This is a genomic window from Bacillus sp. FMQ74 (assembly GCF_001875785.1).
GTDB lineage: Bacteria > Bacillota > Bacilli > Bacillales > Bacillaceae > Bacillus > Bacillus stercoris.
In genome coordinates, this window is record NZ_MOEO01000001.1 from 515,702 (window position 1) to 532,940 (window position 17,239).

Consider the following 17,239-nt stretch of genomic DNA (forward strand, 5'->3'; position numbering starts at 1 on the left):
ATGGCTAAAGCCTTGATTACATATGCCAGCATGTCAGGAAATACAGAAGACATTGCCTTCATAATAAAAGAAACTCTTCAGGAATATGAGTTGGATATCGATTGTGTCGAGATAGACGATGCGGATGTGTCTGCTTTAACATCCTATGATTATGTACTGATTGGCACCTATACATGGGGGGACGGCGATTTGCCCTACGAAGCGGAAGATTTTTTCGAAGAGGTCAAACAGCTTCAGCTTAATGGTTTAAAAACAGCCTGCTTCGGATCTGGGGATTATTCTTATCCCAAGTTTTGCGAAGCGGTGAATTTGTTCAGTGCCATGCTGCAAGAGTCGGGAGCTGCTGTTTACCAGGAAACACTAAAAATCGAATTAGCCCCTGAAACAGATGAAGATGTGGAAAGCTGCCGAGCGTTTGCGAGAGGTTTTCTTGCATGGGCAGATTATATGAACAAGGAAACCAGCCATGTTTCATAAAGGAGCAACTGCTGTCACGGCATCGGCGTTTTCTGGATATTTTGTGGCGGTACAAAGAGAAGGCATTTTTCATTATTCTTTGGAGCAGGGCTGGAGAAAGCTTTTTCGTTTAAAAAGTAAGATACACTGCATCAGTTACATAGGGCCTTACTTATTTGGCGTCGGTGAAAAGGGAACGGTCATTCGTTCAGCTGATGAAGGGAAAACCTGGACGATGTCGAGCTTTCCGACAAATGCAACAGTGTGGGCGATTACCGGCAGAAACAACGGATTTGTCTGCGCCCACGGCAAGCATTGTATCTATGTATCGGATGATTTTGGTGTCTCATGGCGCGTAGCCAAACCTTTTGCTGAATGTGTTAATCCTCCTGTTATCCGGTCGTTATGCCTGCATGGGGACAATCTTTTCATCGGCACGCAAATACACGAATATTTTGGAGGCATTTGGGCTTATGACATTAAGTATGACACTGTCCGAATGGTCAAAAAAGAAAAAAAACGGATGACGGCATCCATGCTCGTGTTCAATGAAAATTGGCTGGTGGCGGCGATGGGTTCTGTGAAAGGAAAGCACGGAGCTGTCACTGTACGGAATCTTTTGACTGATGAAGAATTCACCATACAATCCAGTATGATTAGAAAAGAAGAATCATTTCTTGATCTTTCAGAGGATGATGGAATTATATATGTCACTACAACACAAGATGAAAACGGTTTTTCAAGAATTTACCAGGCTGATCTCGAAGCCCAGTCGTTAAAATGGTTCGATACCATTAAGGGGCATGGATGGAGAGTGGCCAATCAGAAAGAGAATTTCTTTTGTGCAGGCTTGTATGAATGCAAATTTGTCCAGCCCTACGAAGTTTCTGCAATGATTCATTAGAGGAGGAATAAAGAATTGACGAAGATTTTGCTCGTTTATGCAACAATGTCAGGCAACACTGAAGCAATGGCAGATTTGATTGAGAAGGGGCTTCAGGAGGCGGAAGCAGAAGTGGACCGTTTCGAAGCAATGGATGTTGATGATGCCCAGCTGTTTAACGGTTATGACCATATTATGATGGGAACCTATACGTGGGGAGATGGAGATCTGCCTGATGAATTTTTAGATCTGGCTGAAGACATGGATGAGATTGATTTTTCCGGCAAAACATGCGCTGTATTCGGTTCCGGTGATACAGCATATGAATTTTTCTGCGGAGCAGTTGATACGCTCGAGGCAAAAATAAAAGAACGTGGTGGAAACATTGTGCTCCCTTCGGTAAAAATCGAAAATAATCCAGAAGGTGAAGAAGAGGAAGAATTAATAAACTTCGGGAGACAATTCGCAAAGAAAAGCGGGTGCGCTGTCTGATCGCCCACTGGGAACTGCTGAAGCGGCTGTTCCTTTTTTTCTTGTCTTTGTATCTTTCCTTTGATACAGTAATGAGGTAGAAAATCAGGAGGAGGACTATACATATGAAAATGATGGACGCAAATGAAATTATTTCATTTATTCAAAATAGTACAAAATCTACACCTGTAAAGGTTTACGTGAAAGGTGAGCTGGAAGGAATCAATTTCGGCGAATCTGCGAAAGCTTTTATCAACGGAAACACTGGTGTCGTTTTCGGTGAGTGGAGCGAAATCCAAACAGCAATTGAAGAAAACCAAAGCAAAATCGAAGACTATGTGGTTGAAAATGACCGCCGCAATTCTGCGATCCCAATGCTTGATCTTAAAAATATCAAAGCGCGTATCGAGCCTGGCGCGATCATCCGCGACCAAGTTGAAATCGGTGATAACGCAGTCATCATGATGGGTGCTTCTATTAATATCGGTTCAGTCATCGGCGAAGGCACAATGATTGATATGAACGTTGTGCTTGGCGGACGAGCTACTGTCGGGAAAAACTGCCATATCGGTGCTGGATCTGTACTTGCGGGTGTTATTGAGCCGCCATCCGCTAAACCGGTTGTGATTGAAGATTATGTTGTCATCGGCGCAAATGCTGTTGTGCTTGAAGGCGTAACAGTAGGTAAAGGAGCGGTTGTTGCTGCGGGAGCGATCGTGGTAAACGACGTTGAGCCATATACTGTTGTAGCAGGCACACCAGCTAAGAAAATCAAAGACATTGATGAGAAAACAAAAGGCAAAACTGAAATCAAGCAGGAATTACGCCAGCTGTAAGGAAAAGTTTGATAAAAAAGGCGTGGATATATTATCCACGCCTTATTCGTATAGTCAGGAGGAATGAAAAATGAGGAAAGAGGAGCTCATCGTAATCCGCAGAGATCTGCACCGGATACCGGAGCTTGGGTTTCAGGAATTCAAAACCCAGCAGTATTTATTACATGTCTTAGAACAATATCCGCAAGACAGAATTGAAATTGAAAAATGGCGAACAGGGCTTTTTGTAAAGGTGAACGGGACGGCGCCGGAAAAAATGCTGGCGTACAGAGCGGATATAGATGCACTTTCTATAGAAGAGCAAACCGGTCTTCCATTCGCATCAGAGCATCACGGCTACATGCACGCCTGCGGTCACGATTTGCATATGACGATTGCACTCGGCATTATTGATCATTTTGTTCACCATCCAGTCAAACATGATTTGCTTTTTCTGTTTCAGCCGGCAGAGGAAGGGCCTGGCGGTGCGGAACCAATGCTTGAGAGCGATATATTAAAAAAGTGGCAGCCTGAGTTCATCACTGCGCTTCATATTGCTCCAGAGCTTCCAGTAGGCACCATTGCGACAAAAAGCGGCCTTCTATTTGCGAATACATCAGAGCTTGTCATCGACCTGGAAGGCAAAGGCGGACATGCGGCATATCCGCACTTGGCTGAGGATATGGTTGTAGCGGCAAGTACACTTGTCACCCAGCTGCAAACGATCATCTCTAGAAACACAGATCCGCTAGACAGCGCTGTTATTACAGTTGGTACCATTACCGGAGGCTCGGCACAAAATATCATTGCCGAAACGGCCCACCTGGAAGGCACGATCCGCACGCTTTCTGAAGAATCGATGAAACAGGTGAAGGAACGGATTGAAGATGTAGTGAAAGGAATCGAAATCGGATTCCGCTGCAAAGGAAAAGTGACTTATCCGTCTGTATATCACCAAGTTTACAATACGAGCGGACTGACAGAAGAATTTATGTCTTTTGTTGCTGAACATCAACTGGCAACAGTAATAGAAGCAAAAGAAGCAATGACCGGAGAGGACTTTGGCTACATGCTGAAAAAATATCCCGGCTTTATGTTCTGGCTCGGCGCTGATTCTGAACACGGGCTTCATCACGCTAAACTGAACCCCGATGAAAATGCAATAGAAACAGCGGTTAATGTCATGACCGGTTATTTTTCTGTTTATGCCAATTAAGTACAAATGAAAGAATAAAATTCCATAAAATGAGCACTCTAGTAAACGGAGGTGTTCAATAATGGCTAAAAAAATTGGAATTGAACAATCGTTATCAGATGTAGAAGCTGCTTTAAAAGAAAAAGGATATGACGTTGTAATGATGAAAAGCCCTGCCGATGCACAAGGCTGTGACTGCTGTGTCGTAACAGGCCTTGATAATAATGTACAAGGGATAGCCGATACGGTAACACAAGCACCTGTCATTACAGCTTCTGGGATGACAGCTGAAGAAATTTGCAGCGAAGTTGAAAGCAGAATTCAGTAACATAAAAACCGAAGCAAAGAGCTTCGGTTCTTTTATTATTCAGTTTCTTTAGGAAAAGCGCGGTCAAGCGCGGTTTTTATTTCCTTTTTAAGCACTCGCTCGACTCGCCACTGTTCCATATTTTCTGTTTTCGCAATGACTCTGATCACAATTTCAGAAGTCCCCAGTTCTTGAATCCCGATGACATTTGGGCCTTCTTTTATTTGCGGAAGAGCGGCTGCCGTTTCATCACATACTTGCTGTAAAATGTGAATCATTTCATCAATGTTTCTTTCAGCCGGCACTTTAATGTCAACAAGTGCCTGCATGGTTCCCCGTGAATGATTGCTCACGTTTGTAATATTTCTGTTGGGGATGTAATGCAGTGTTCCGTCAAAGCTGCGGATTTGAGTTGTTCTTAAGCCAACCTGTTCGACAATTCCGTCAAAGGTAGAAACCGTAATATAATCTCCAACATCCAATTGTTTCTCAAGCAAAATAAAAAAACCTGTCACGATGTCACTGACAAGCCCTTGGGCGCCAAATCCGACAGCCAGGCCGACGATTCCTGCCCCCGCTAAAAGAGCGCTTGGATCGTAATGAAACAAATCAAGAACCATGACGAAGAATATAAAAATCAATGTATAGGCAAATATGTTAAGAGTCAGGCTTCGGAGCGTATGTGCACGTCCGATAGACAAACTATTCTGTTCCTCGAATTTTGCAAATAGATGTTTAATGATTTTTATGCCTAATGATCGAACGATAAAATAGAGCAATATCATAATAGCGAGTTTAATGAGCAGAACACCGGCATTTGTAATAAGTCCCGCCCAATCATATTGATTCATAAAGTCCATGTTGAGCTCCTTTTCTGAATTGATTGCTGCACATTGAAACTAGATACCCTGTACATGACCATGTTAAACGTTTTATTCAAAAATGTCGAAGCCAAAGACATACATGATTTGTTAAAAATTGACTCAAGAAATCCGCTTTTATATAATGGTGCTGCAATATAACAAAATATGGTTAATAAACCTTTATTTTCATGAAATTTCGACGTTTAAGCAAAACAATAAATTGGAGGGATACATATGGCAGAACGTATGGTAGGTAAACAAGCTCCTCGTTTTGAAATGGAAGCAGTCCTTGCAAGCAAAGAATTTGGCAAAGTAAGTCTTGAGGAAAACATGAAAAACGACAAATGGACGGTGTTGTTCTTCTATCCAATGGACTTCACTTTTGTTTGTCCGACAGAAATTACAGCAATGTCTGACCGCTATGACGAGTTCGAAGATCTTGATGCAGAAGTCATCGGGGTTTCAACTGATACGATCCATACTCATTTAGCTTGGATCAATACAGACCGCAAAGAAAACGGTCTTGGCCAGCTGAAATATTCGCTTGCTGCTGATACAAACCATGAGGTATCCCGTGAGTATGGCGTTTTAATCGAAGAAGAAGGTGTGGCTTTACGCGGATTGTTTATTATTAATCCTGAAGGGGAACTTCAATATCAAACTGTTTTCCATAATAACATTGGGCGTGATGTTGATGAAACGCTTCGTGTTCTTCAGGCGCTGCAGACTGGCGGACTTTGTCCGGCTAACTGGAAACCAGGCCAAAAAACACTGTAAATCTAAGAACGAAAAAGGGTCTAGCGTATTCGTTAGACCTTTCTGTTTAATAGGAGGGAAATGCAATGAAATTACGTCAGCCAATGCCTGAATTGGCGGGAGAAAAAGCTTGGTTAAATGGTGAAGTGACGAGAGAGCAATTGATCGGGGAAAAACCGACGCTTATTCATTTCTGGTCCATCAGCTGTCACTTGTGCAAAGAAGCAATGCCGCAAGTGAATGAATTTCGTGATAAATATAAAGGTCAACTGAATGTTGTAGCTGTGCATATGCCCCGTTCCGAAGATGATCTTGACCTTGGTAAAATTAAAGAAACAGCTGAGGAACACGATATCATTCAGCCGATTTTTGTTGACAGTGACCATGCTTTAACCGATGCATTTGAAAATGAATATGTACCTGCGTATTATGTGTTTGATAAAACAGGACAACTCCGTCACTTCCAAGCCGGCGGGAGCGGTATGAAAATGCTAGAGAAACGTGTGAACCGCGTTCTGGCTGAAACGGAGCAAGTATCTGAATAGTTTTTCCTAAAAACCTGATCTCATCAGGTTTTTATTTGTGCAAAAAAGCAATGAAAGAAGAGTAAGAAGCTTATTTTTCCAGATTTGGGAATAAGAAATGATGATTTGTTTTATTAACACGCTAAAAAAACAGCTAATTTTTGATGTTTTTCCTCAATTTTAGATAAATCACATATCTCATAACTCGAAAATTGTAGATATTACACTAAATTTCTTTAAAGGAGTAAGTAAAATATATATTTTCAACATTATACCAAATAAACTAGAAAGCCCCTTGATCCCTTGAGAATAAAGGACTCTTTTGAAAAATAAAACTTTTTCAGAAAATAAGGAATTTTTCATAGAGTAAATATAATAGTAAAATGCTAAAATAATAGTTGATAAAATTACTTTTGTAATCTAATATCTTAATTAAAGATGTTAATTTTGATAGGGGGTACATTGAGGAATGTTTAATGAAAGAGAAGCTTTGCGCTTGCGGTTAGAACAATTAAATGAAGCTGAAGTGAAAGTCATTCGTGAATATCAAATTGAACGTGATAAAATATATGCAAAATTAAGAGAGCTGGACAGAAATGGAAGCCCTTCCGAAATCAAAAAGGATTTCCGTTCTGAAAAAAAGCCTGACTCTCTGCCTGTTCTCGCTGAGCTTGCGGCTCAGGAAATCAGAAGCTATCAGCCGCAATCACAGCAGCAGTCTGTGCAGCCTCAGCTTCAATCTATTTCCTCTCTTCCTGCCGGTATACCAGACGGAACAACACGAAGAAGAAGAGGAACGGCAAGACCGGGATCAAAAGCAGCTAAGCTGCGTGAAGCTGCCATTAAAACATTAAAACGCCATAACGCGGCGATTAAAAGCTCTGAGCTTCAAAAAGAGATTGAAAAAGAAAGCGGTCTTGAAATCCCTAATATGACAACGTTTATGCAAAGCTTAATTAAAATGTACCCGGAAGTGAAAAAGCCGTATCGCGGCCAGTACATTTTAGAAGGTGAAATCGAAACTGCAGAATCAGCTGAATCAGCAAATGAATAAATATACAGAAAAACTGCTTGGCATTGCTCAAGCAGTTTTTTATTTGGTTTTTTTCTGTGAAGGTTTGTTTTCTTTTTCAAGATTAAGTTTATACACCCACTTTTGATATGGCTTTTCTTCAGCGGCTCTGTTTTTCAGCCCTTCGATTGTTTGGCTCATTGCCTGGTCTGATGATTGGGCGCGGGCAAGCTGTTTTTGAAGCACATGTATCTGTTTTGTGACATCTTCAAGGATGGTTTCTACATGATTTGGCTGGGCGTAGACCGCTGGAGCTTCTTCCGTTTTTTCTTTTTGTTTCGTGCCGCCATCAATATCGGCAAAATGAGAAGCAATCCAGGCATCGCTTTCATCAAGCTGCCGTTTATACGATATAATAGTTTCGTGAAATAATTTTTCTTTCGTTTTTTCGATGTCTAGCAGTCTTTCTTTCGTTTCTACGATTCGATCTTTCATATGATCAACTTCTATTTTAATATGTTGTAGCTGATATTCTTTTTCTACCATTTGCTCTTTTAGACGCCCGTTTTCAGCTTTTATCAATTCGGCTTGCTGTTTTGCCTGAAGCAGTGCATTCTGCTCCTGCTCAATAGAGGCCTGAAGTTGGCTGATACGTTTATGAAGATTTTTATTTTCTTCTTCAATTTTGATTTTAGCAATATGAAGCTTATGTTTTTCTTCGATTTCGGTTCTGCGTTTATAGGTTTCAGCAGATAGAAGCTCCTGCAAAACAACGATTTTATCAAGCAGTTCAGCTCTTATTTGGTGCAGAGTTTGGCTGGTGTGGGAGGCATGTTTTTCTTTTGTTGACATTTGTTTTAATTCGGCAGACAACTGCTGGAGTTTTTCTTTCATATCGTTATTTTCTTTGAGCAGTTTGTTATTTTTCTGATGAAAGTAGCTTGCTTCAAGTTCAGAAATCAGCTTATGGCACCTTGAAAGCTCGGATTTTAAATAAAGGTTCTCCTGAGACACGTCGTGGAAAAAAGGACCTGATCTTTTCATTCGAACCATCTCCCTCATGATGTTAACACTACAATATGCAAATACTGAACAGCTATTCCTCTTTAATAAACAGACAAGCAGTAGCGTTGAGCCTTTGCTTTTGCTATGCTTTTAACGAACTAGAGGTGAGATGACATGAACCATGTAAACGTACTGCTGGCAGGGGGAGCCTCGCGGCGATTTGGAGAACCGAAAGCGTTTGTCAAATGGAAGGGCAGAATGCTTTACGAATGCGCAAAAAAGGGACTTGGAGAACATACGGTTATCATCAGCCGTCCCGAATTTATTGATAGATTTCAAGAAAACGGTGAAAATGAAGTGTATCAAGATGCTGAGCCATTTCAAGGCATGGGGCCATTGGCTGGTATATATACCGCTTTTAAAAAGACAGACGGTGATCTTTATACTGTTCTTTCCTGCGACACACCGCTGATACAAAGAAGGACGATGCTGGAGCTCAAACGTCTGATGACTGTCGGTACGGACGCAGTAGTCCCGATTTCAGACGGACAAGTACAGCCGTTGATTGCGATTTACCACAAACGTATCATGCCGGTTCTATACGATCAACTTTCTGAGAACAGGTTGAGAATATCAGATTTATTAGGCAGAATTTCGGTTTGTTACGTACAGGCTGAAGATATTGGAGCAAACCCGGCAGAGTTTATCAATATTAATACACGCGATGATTTTAGCTGCTTGGACGAAAAGTTGAACTCCTTCAGACGGGACTGACGGAGCAATAACATGATAAGATGACATAAAAGATAAGGAGAACAGGTTTGATGGAGGAACGTTATTCACGGCAGATCAGATTTAAGCAAATTGGGGAAGAGGGCCAGAAAAGGCTGGCAGACAGCCATGTGCTGGTTGTCGGAGCGGGAGCGCTCGGCACTGCAAGCGCTGAAGGGCTTTCGAGAGCGGGAATCGGTACTGTTACCATTATTGACCGTGACTATGTGGAGTGGAGCAATCTTCAAAGACAGCAGCTTTATACAGAAAGCGATGCCAAACTCCGCATGCCGAAAGCCATAGCTGCCAAAGAGCATCTATCAGCGATTAACAGCGACATACATATTGAGGCATATGTTACCGAAGGAACAGCCGAAACGCTAGAGCCGCTGATTGAAAAAGCAGATGTCGTGATCGACGCGACAGATAATTTTGAAACCCGTATGCTGATAAACGATCTTGCCCAGAAAACAAAGACACCGTGGATCTATGGTGCCTGTGTAAGCAGCCAAGGAATGTTCATGACGGTCATTCCCGGAGAAACCCCTTGCCTGTCTTGTTTGTTTGAGCAAATTCCAGTCGGCGGGGCGACGTGTGATACTGCCGGCATTATTCCGCCGGCTGTGCATATCGTTTCAGCATATCAGCAAGCTGAGGCATTAAAGCTGTTAACAGGCCAAATAGAAGCAATACAGCGTGGTTTTGTGACATTTGATGTCTGGAACAATTCGCATATGAAGATTAACGTTGATCATGTACGCCAAGAGGATTGCCCGTCTTGCGGAGCAAATGCGGTTTATCCCTATCTTCAGGATTTGAACACACCGAAAGCCGCTGTACTATGCGGCCGTGATACAGTACAGGTAAGGTCGGAATCATTAAAAAGAATCCCGAAACAGGGACTCGTTAAGCGGCTGAAAAAAATCGGCAAGGTCGAGGCTAATTCGTTTTTGCTGCATATTTTTTACGAGGATTACAGAATTGTCATTTTCAATGACGGACGGGCACTGGTGCATGGAACAAATGATGTGAAAGAAGCCAATTCCGTGTTGGCAAGAGTGATTGGATTGTAACAACAGGAGGGGTCAGAATGCTGGAGAAAAGAACACCGATACCGGTAGACGAGGCAGTTCGGCGTGTCTGCCATTTTCAAAAACAAGGTGAAACAGAATGGGTGGAGCTTGAAGACAGTCTTCATCGATTTTTAGCCGAAGATATAACTGCGGATCACCACGTACCTGCGTTTGACCGTTCGCCATACGACGGTTTTGCTGTCAGAGCGTGCGATACGGCAGAAGCTTCACGTGAAAACCCAGTTCGGTTTGAAGTCATTGACCATATTGGAGCGGGGGCAGTATCTGAAAAAGAACTTGGCCCGTTTCAGGCCGTGCGGATTATGACTGGCGCGCAAATCCCTGAAGGGGCAGATGCAGTCGTCATGATTGAACTGACTCAAACCTTTGAGGAGAATGGGAAGTCATTTATGTCTTTAAAGCGCCGCTTTCAGACGGGCGATAATATTTCGAAAACAGGTGAGGACGCTCAAAAAGGGAGTGTTTTACTAAGAAAGGGCACCCGGGTGACACCAGGAGTGACTGCTCTATTGGCAACCTTCGGATACGCTTCGGTGCCTGTGGTGAGAAAGCCTGTTGTCGGGATTATCGCAACCGGTACCGAATTGCTGAATGTCAGTGATCCGCTGGAACCGGGGAAAATCCGCAACAGCAATGCGAGTATGGTATATGCACAAGTGATAGAAGCAGGCGCAACACCGCTTTATTTAGGGAAAATCTCTGATGAGCTGGATAAAAGTTTTGCTGCAGTGAAAGAAGCGATGAAAAAGGTGGATTTCCTGATCACAACTGGCGGTGTGTCAGTCGGTGATTTTGACTTTTTGCCTGCGATCTATGAAAAACTTGGAGCAGACGTGCTGTTTAATAAAGTTGCCATGCGCCCGGGCAGCGTGACAACGGTGGCGCATGCAAACGATATGCTGCTGTTTGGCCTCTCAGGTAACCCATCGGCATGCTATGTCGGTTTTGAACTGTTTGTCAAGCCAATGATCCAGACATGGCTGCTTAATGAAACACCGCATTCGATTTGTGCGGAAGCTGTTTTAACCAAAGATTTTCCGAAGCCGAACCCGTTTACCCGATTTGTTCGTGCGCTTGTGCACCATCAGGAAGGGAAGCTGTTGGCGACACCCGTCGGATTAGATAAGTCGAGCTCTGTCACGTCACTAGCAGAAGCCAATGCTTTCATTATCCTCCCGGGCGGGACGAGAGGCTACGAATCTGGCAGAACGGTTCAAGTGCTGCTCATCAGAGAAGAGAATGGAAGTGAGTGGCCTTGGTCCGTCCTTTCCCGATCGTCCAAGTTGTAGGATTTCAAAACAGCGGGAAAACAACGTTTATCGAGCGTATTCTTGAAAAAGCCTCTGAACAGGGGGTTCATTTGGGCTGCCTGAAGCATCATGGTCACGGCGGTGAACCGCAAACGTTCACGGAAGGAAAAGACACGGACCGTTACAAGGCGGCAGGTGCTGATGTGACAGCGGTAGAAGGTGCTGGTGTGTTACAGCTGACAGTCCGCCGCAATTGGGATTTGGCACGGCTGATCGAGTTATATCAATTTCTCGAAACAGACTGTCTTCTGATTGAAGGCTTTAAAAAAGCCCCTTATCCTAAAGTGGTCATCCTAAGTGAAAAGGAAGATCTGGAAGCGCTGCAGGCAGTAAATATAATCGCCATCATTTATAGACAAAAAGAGCATATGACAGAGCATCAGGGATTGCCCGTTTTTCATGCGGATGATCCGGTTGCCGTGGATTTTGTGCTTTCACAGCTGAAGGGGGAATCTGCATAATGGAACGGTTTGAGATTACGAAAACACCTATTAATACTGAAGACATCATTAAAAAGGTGGAGAAACGGGAAGCAGGGGCAATTACCACATTTATTGGCACGGTTCGGGAATGGACAAACGGAAAAAGAACGGTTCGGCTTGAATATGAGGCATATGAACCGATGGCCGTGCAAATGCTTGCTCAAATCGGAGCTGAAATCGAAGAAAAATGGGAAGGCGCCTCAGCGGCGATCACGCACCGTATAGGTGTGTTGGATATCGGTGAAGCAGCGGTAGTAATTGCTGTATCTTCTCCCCATCGAAAAGCCGCATATGAAGCCAATGAGTATGCGATCGAACGAATTAAACAGATTGTGCCGATTTGGAAAAAAGAAATTTGGGAAGACGGTGAGCAATGGATCGGCGATCAGCTTGAAACAACAGCTTATCCGAATGGAAAACCAGACCTAAGTGAGGGAGAGCAGCATGATTAAAATACTTTTATTTGCGGGGCTTGCTGAACAGGCTGGCACACAAGCATTAGAAATAGATATGGAACAAGCAACCATAGATGAAATAAAAGCGTGCCTAAAAGAACAATATGGTCTTGAATCCATTGATACGGCTATGATTGCCGTTAACGAAAGCTATGTAAAAGAAAATACCTCTGTATCTTCAGGTGACACGGTGGCCATCATACCGCCGGTCAGCGGGGGATGAAAACCGGACGGCATTTCAGTCATCCGGTTTTTCTGTATTTCATTGGCATATCCTTAAGTATCCCTTGCATACAATGATTTTCTGTAAGCGTTTATTCTACATATATTACTCCCTATAAAGTAAGAGACTCACTCCATAATTAGACTGAATTTTTAAAAAATAATAGAATTTTATTTCGGGTATCGATATAGTAAAGATGATAAATGTTGGAAAGGTGCTGGATATGGAGACATTTAAAAGATTAAAAATGTATTATTGGCCGTACCGAAAAGTGTTTTTGTGGTCGCTACTAGCCATGCTTTTGATGACTGCGGTTACTGTCGTTTATCCGATTATCCTGCAAATTACGATTGATGAAATCGTACTGGGAAGGCAGTATCAGCTTGCGGCATGGGTCAGCTTGGGATTTATTGCGGTAATGGCCTTGAAAGGAACCGCTACCTTTTTTCACCAATATTTAGGTGATATGTTTGGAATCAAATCCGTTTATCGACTGAGAAATAGCCTGTATGAAAAACTGCAGCGGCTTTCTTTTTCTTATTATGATAACGCGAAAACAGGTGATTTGATGTCCAGATTGACAGCTGATGTTGAAGGGCTTCGTTTTTTCTTATCATACGGCCTCGCTGAGCTCATTCGCTTCGGCCTGCTGGTCGCCATCAGCCTGTCGGTTATGCTTTACTATTCTGTTCCCCTCACGCTCGTGACAATAGCTGTTCTGCCATTTCTCGCTGTTGCGGTATATCGGTTTGACAAAAGAGTCCATCCTGCCTTCAGAGGCATCCGCAAATCGTTTGCAAAGCTCAATACAAAAGTGCAGGAAAATATCAGCGGCATCAATACGGTTAAATCTCTTTCCAGAGAAGATTATCAAATCAGTATTTTCAATAAAGCTAATGCGGAATACAGAGCACAATATTTACAAACATCATCCATCTGGTCTGCGTATTTCCCTTTAATGGAGTTCATCGGTAACATTTGTATTGTAGCTCTCCTCTCATATGGCGGATACTTGGTTATGCAAAATCAGCTCAATCCCGGTGAACTTGTTGCTTTCTTCAGCCTTGTCAATTATATGATGTGGCCGATTATGAACTTAGGCTTTGTAATTAATATGTTCTCTCAAGCAAAAGCGTCAGGTGAACGCCTGCTCGAAATTCTGGAAAAAGAAGAAGACATTACAGATCATCCTCTTGCTGTATGTAAACAAAAATTAACCGGAGATGTCCATTTCAAAAATGTTTCTCTTGCATACGGAAAAGAACAAACAAACGCGCTGTGCAATGTAAGCTTTGAGGCAAACAGCGGGAAGGTAATCGGAATGTTGGGCCCGACAGGTTCAGGCAAAAGTTCAGTGACACAGCTTCTGACCAGATTTTACAGCCCTGTTAGCGGAACGATTACCATTGATCACAAACCCATCACAGATTATTCGTTAAAAACGCTTCGCTCCAATATCGGAGTCGTACTTCAAGAATCCTTCCTGTTTTCATCCACGATCCGATCAAATATTTCGTATGGGCGGCCGGGTGCCTCAATGGAAGATATCATCGAAGCAGCAAAAAGGGCGCAGGCTCATAACTTTATTATGGAGCTTCCTGATGGGTATGACACCATGCTGGGAGAGAGGGGAATGGGGCTTTCCGGCGGACAGAAACAGCGTATTGCCATTGCGAGAGCCATCTGCTTGAACCCAAGCATTTTAATATTGGATGATGCCACAAGTGCAGTAGATATGCAAACGGAGCACAGCATACAGCTTGCCTTAAAAGAAGTCATGAAAAACCGCACAACCTTTATCGTCGCACACCGCATTTCTTCACTGAAACACGCCGATGAAATTCTCGTTTTTAATAAAGGACGCATTCGTGAAAGGGGAACACATCATGAGCTTCTTGAAAAAGGCGGCTACTATAAAAAGATTTACGATTTGCAATACCGTGATGTCAAAATGATTAATGAGCCGCATGAGGTCGGATAGGGAGGGGCCAAATGAAACAAGCGAAAAAACAGGGGATTTTAGAGCGTTTCTATTACTCTTCAGATGAAATCATTGAAAAGCCGTTTAACTGGGCTCAAATGTGGCGGCTGCTGAGCTATGTCAAACCATATCGAAAAACAATTTTGCCGCTTTCTTTTCTCACCGTATTGATTGGCACTGCTGTAAAGCTTGTGATCCCCATTCTGATCGGCGTTTATGTTCTTGATCAAGCGATTACAGGGAGAAACTCGGAGCTGCTGATTCAGCTCATTTTTATTATTAGCGGTTTATATGTCCTTAATTACGCCGCCAATGTGTTAAGAATCAGGTGGATGAATCAGCTTGGCCAGCATGTCATTTACGATTTGCGACAGCATTTATTTACCCATGTGCAGCGCTTATCCCATCGATTTTTTGATCAGCGGTCGGCGGGATCGATCTTAGTCAGGATCATGAATGATATTAACTCTCTTCAGGAGCTCTTTACAAGCGGAGTCATTAATTTATTGACCGACTTGCTTCTCCTGGCCGGCGTGATTATTATTTTGTTTACGCTGAGCCCTGAGCTGACTATAGCCATCATGGTGACATTGCCGATTATGTTTTTTATTTCAACAAGTCTTAGAAAAAAAATACGCCGATCTTGGCAAACGGTACGGCTAAAGCAATCGAAGCTCAACTCTCATCTAAACGAAAGCATTCAAGGCATCCGGGTCACACAGGCATTTACGCAGGAAGAAGAAAACATGGCGTATTTTGACGGTGTCAATCAGGAGAATTACCAATCATGGCGGGAAGCAACTAAAAAAAATGCCATGTTCCGTCCGCTGGTGGAAATGACGAACGCGATTGGGACGGCTGTCTTGATTTGGTATGGCGCCACACTCATTATGAATGAAACCATTACGATTGGCGTCTTCGTTTCTTTCGCTTTCTATTTGGGGATGTTTTGGGAACCTATTTCGAGACTGGGCCAAGTCTATAATCAGCTGTTAATGGGAATGGCATCATCAGAACGGATTTTTGAGTTTCTGGACGAACAGCCAAATGTCAAAGAGAAGCCGAATGCCATTCATAATGAAAAGATAAATGGGGAGATCAGCTTTGAAGAGGTTGAATTTTCGTATGATGAAAAACGAAAAGCCCTTCATGCCGTTTCCTTCTCTATTCCTGCGGGCTCGACGCTTGCGCTTGTCGGGCATACAGGGAGCGGAAAGACGACGATTGCCAATTTAATCAGCCGTTTTTATGATGCGACCGGAGGCACCATTAAAATAGACGGTATACCGATTAAGGATCTCTCCATTGACAGTCTGCGCTCTCAAATCAGCATTGTCCTGCAAGATACATTTATTTTCTCCGGGACCATCATGGAAAATATCCGTTTTGGAAGGCCAAATGCTTCGGATGAAGAGGTGATGAAAGCATCCCAAGCGGTTGGAGCGGATGAGTTTATTTCCGATTTAGCAGAAGGATATGCAACAGAGGTGGAGGAAAGGGGCAGCGTACTGTCTGCTGGTCAGCGTCAGCTCATTTCCTTTGCAAGAGCATTGCTCGCCGATCCGGCTATTATCATCCTTGACGAAGCAACGGCAAGCATTGATACAGAGACGGAAGTGAAAATTCAGCATGCCCTAAAAACGCTTCTGAAAGGGCGTACAGCAGTGATGATTGCTCACAGATTGTCTACGATCCGCGATGCCGACCGCATCATTGTTCTTGATCACGGCAAGAAAATAGAAGAAGGAAACCATGAGCAGCTGCTCGCTAAAGAAGGCGTTTATGCCGGACTTGTGAAAGCGCAATACAGCACAGTGATAGAATAATATGAAAAGCCTTCAGTATAAATTGAAGGCTTTTGGAAATTTATTAGAAAAACATGAAACTTTTTGATACCCTTCCCGTACTATTTGTTAGATATTCTCAAGGAGGTTTTGAAATGGAAACGAATGTAGAAAAAAACAGCGGAACGGCGGCTGAAAAGCCTTCACTTTTCGGAGTGATCACAAGTCCATCCGTTCAATTTGAAAGAATTAGAGAAAGGCCGGCTGTATGGGGACCGCTTTTGATTGTCGCAGCAATTATCATCGTCGGTGCCGTGCTGCAATCACTCGGTACGGATTATAGTGAGCTTTTGAAAAGCCAGGATACGCAAGGGCTATCAGCTGAACAAATGGAGACTGTCGCAACAATAACCAAATTTGGCGGAATGGCAGGCGCTATTATCGGAGGTATCGCAGCATTATTTATTGCCCCTCTTATTTATTGGCTCTGTGTAAAAGCATCAGGCGGTGTTACGACATACAAAAAAATGCTTTCTCTCGGTTTGTTTGTCTCTTTAATTAGCAGTCTCGGATTATTGGTGAACGGAATCGTTGCTTTTACGACTGACGTGAATCCTCTTTACAGCACGACGTCACTGGCAGGGATTATCCCATCTGACGGGGCTCTTGCCAGCGTGTTAAATACCTTTGAAATTTTCAGCATCTGGAGCTTTGTATTATTAGCAATCGGACTTCACAAAACGGGAGGCATCTCCAAAAAAGCCGGGTGGATTTCAGCAATCATTCTATTCGGAATTTTAGTTGTATTTTCGCTCTTTTCAGGTTTAATCAATTCTGTGGCGGGTGCATAAG

General features: G+C 43.1%; 20 protein-coding genes. 18 read left to right on the forward strand and 2 right to left on the reverse strand.

What is annotated here, in order from left to right:
- From BLL41_RS02800 to BLL41_RS02825, 6 genes are all read left to right on the forward strand, one after another.
- Entirely contained in the window at positions 1–477 is a 477-nt protein-coding gene (locus BLL41_RS02800) for a flavodoxin (RefSeq protein ID WP_071576717.1), read from the forward strand.
- Positions 467–1,360 carry a hypothetical protein gene (locus BLL41_RS02805; RefSeq protein ID WP_071576718.1) on the forward strand — a complete coding sequence of 298 codons (894 nt, stop codon included), beginning with the start codon at positions 467–469 and terminating at the stop codon, positions 1,358–1,360. The genes BLL41_RS02800 and BLL41_RS02805 overlap by 11 nt, the downstream gene beginning before the upstream one ends.
- Before the next feature lie 15 nt (positions 1,361–1,375).
- Positions 1,376–1,831, forward strand: coding sequence for a flavodoxin (locus BLL41_RS02810; protein WP_071576719.1), 456 nt, complete (start codon positions 1,376–1,378; stop codon positions 1,829–1,831).
- Positions 1,832–1,935: 104 nt separating this feature from the next.
- Positions 1,936–2,646 carry a 2,3,4,5-tetrahydropyridine-2,6-dicarboxylate N-acetyltransferase gene (dapD, locus tag BLL41_RS02815; protein ID WP_071576720.1) on the forward strand — a complete coding sequence of 237 codons (711 nt, stop codon included), beginning with the start codon at positions 1,936–1,938 and terminating at the stop codon, positions 2,644–2,646.
- Between the two features lie 70 nt (positions 2,647–2,716).
- Entirely contained in the window at positions 2,717–3,841 is a 1,125-nt protein-coding gene (locus BLL41_RS02820; protein WP_071576721.1) for an N-acetyldiaminopimelate deacetylase, read from the forward strand.
- A 61-nt stretch (positions 3,842–3,902) separates the two neighbouring features.
- A complete protein-coding gene (locus BLL41_RS02825) occupies positions 3,903–4,148 on the forward strand; it encodes a YkuS family protein (protein ID WP_003232382.1) in 246 nt (81 codons plus the stop codon).
- 35 nt (positions 4,149–4,183) lie between these two features.
- Here the strand turns inward: BLL41_RS02825 and mscT are convergent, their stop codons facing one another.
- Positions 4,184–4,987: a small-conductance mechanosensitive channel protein MscT gene (gene mscT / locus BLL41_RS02830; protein WP_071576722.1), complete on the reverse strand. Its 804-nt coding sequence runs from the start codon at positions 4,985–4,987 to the stop codon at positions 4,184–4,186.
- A 237-nt stretch (positions 4,988–5,224) separates the two neighbouring features.
- Between mscT and ahpA the strand changes: the two genes are divergently transcribed.
- The 3 genes from ahpA (at position 5,225) to rok (ending at position 7,324) form a co-directional block, all read left to right on the forward strand.
- A complete protein-coding gene (ahpA, locus tag BLL41_RS02835) occupies positions 5,225–5,767 on the forward strand; it encodes a biofilm-specific peroxidase AhpA (RefSeq protein WP_071576723.1) in 543 nt (180 codons plus the stop codon).
- 65 nt (positions 5,768–5,832) lie between these two features.
- On the forward strand, positions 5,833–6,291 hold the full coding sequence (ykuV, locus tag BLL41_RS02840) for a thiol-disulfide oxidoreductase YkuV (RefSeq protein WP_071576724.1): 459 nt from the start codon (positions 5,833–5,835) through the stop codon (positions 6,289–6,291).
- A 448-nt stretch (positions 6,292–6,739) separates the two neighbouring features.
- Positions 6,740–7,324 (forward strand): transcriptional regulator Rok, encoded by a 585-nt coding sequence (gene rok, locus BLL41_RS02845; RefSeq protein ID WP_014663802.1) that lies wholly within the window; start codon positions 6,740–6,742, stop codon positions 7,322–7,324.
- Between the two features lie 39 nt (positions 7,325–7,363).
- On the opposite strand, the gene cse15 is transcribed toward rok, so the two are convergent.
- Positions 7,364–8,326, reverse strand: a complete 963-nt coding sequence (gene cse15 / locus BLL41_RS02850; RefSeq protein WP_071576725.1) for a spore protein Cse15 — start codon at positions 8,324–8,326, stop codon at positions 7,364–7,366.
- Positions 8,327–8,461: 135 nt separating this feature from the next.
- Between cse15 and BLL41_RS02855 the strand changes: the two genes are divergently transcribed.
- The 9 genes from BLL41_RS02855 (at position 8,462) to yknW (ending at position 17,238) form a co-directional block, all read left to right on the forward strand.
- Positions 8,462–9,061 (forward strand): molybdenum cofactor guanylyltransferase, encoded by a 600-nt coding sequence (locus tag BLL41_RS02855; RefSeq protein ID WP_071576726.1) that lies wholly within the window; start codon positions 8,462–8,464, stop codon positions 9,059–9,061.
- A 50-nt stretch (positions 9,062–9,111) separates the two neighbouring features.
- Positions 9,112–10,131, forward strand: a complete 1,020-nt coding sequence (locus BLL41_RS02860) for a molybdopterin-synthase adenylyltransferase MoeB (protein WP_071576727.1) — start codon at positions 9,112–9,114, stop codon at positions 10,129–10,131.
- Between the two features lie 17 nt (positions 10,132–10,148).
- Positions 10,149–11,441: a molybdopterin molybdotransferase MoeA gene (locus BLL41_RS02865; protein ID WP_071576728.1), complete on the forward strand. Its 1,293-nt coding sequence runs from the start codon at positions 10,149–10,151 to the stop codon at positions 11,439–11,441.
- Positions 11,402–11,923, forward strand: coding sequence for a molybdopterin-guanine dinucleotide biosynthesis protein B (gene mobB / locus BLL41_RS02870; RefSeq protein WP_071576729.1), 522 nt, complete (start codon positions 11,402–11,404; stop codon positions 11,921–11,923). Before BLL41_RS02865 ends, mobB begins: the two co-directional genes overlap by 40 nt.
- Positions 11,923–12,396 carry a molybdenum cofactor biosynthesis protein MoaE gene (locus tag BLL41_RS02875; RefSeq protein ID WP_015715811.1) on the forward strand — a complete coding sequence of 158 codons (474 nt, stop codon included), beginning with the start codon at positions 11,923–11,925 and terminating at the stop codon, positions 12,394–12,396. Before mobB ends, BLL41_RS02875 begins: the two co-directional genes overlap by 1 nt.
- The gene (gene moaD / locus BLL41_RS02880; RefSeq protein WP_071576730.1) at positions 12,389–12,622 is read left to right on the forward strand and encodes a molybdopterin converting factor subunit 1; all 234 of its coding nucleotides are present in this window, start codon (positions 12,389–12,391) and stop codon (positions 12,620–12,622) included. The genes BLL41_RS02875 and moaD overlap by 8 nt, the downstream gene beginning before the upstream one ends.
- A gap of 223 nt (positions 12,623–12,845) precedes the next feature.
- Complete coding sequence (locus BLL41_RS02885; protein WP_071576731.1) at positions 12,846–14,603, forward strand: ABC transporter ATP-binding protein; 1,758 nt, start codon at positions 12,846–12,848, stop codon at positions 14,601–14,603.
- A gap of 11 nt (positions 14,604–14,614) precedes the next feature.
- Positions 14,615–16,429, forward strand: coding sequence for an ABC transporter ATP-binding protein (locus tag BLL41_RS02890; protein WP_071576732.1), 1,815 nt, complete (start codon positions 14,615–14,617; stop codon positions 16,427–16,429).
- 113 nt (positions 16,430–16,542) lie between these two features.
- Positions 16,543–17,238 carry a YknW family membrane protein gene (yknW, locus tag BLL41_RS02895; RefSeq protein WP_071576733.1) on the forward strand — a complete coding sequence of 232 codons (696 nt, stop codon included), beginning with the start codon at positions 16,543–16,545 and terminating at the stop codon, positions 17,236–17,238.
- The last annotated feature ends 1 nt before the right edge of the window (position 17,239 follow it).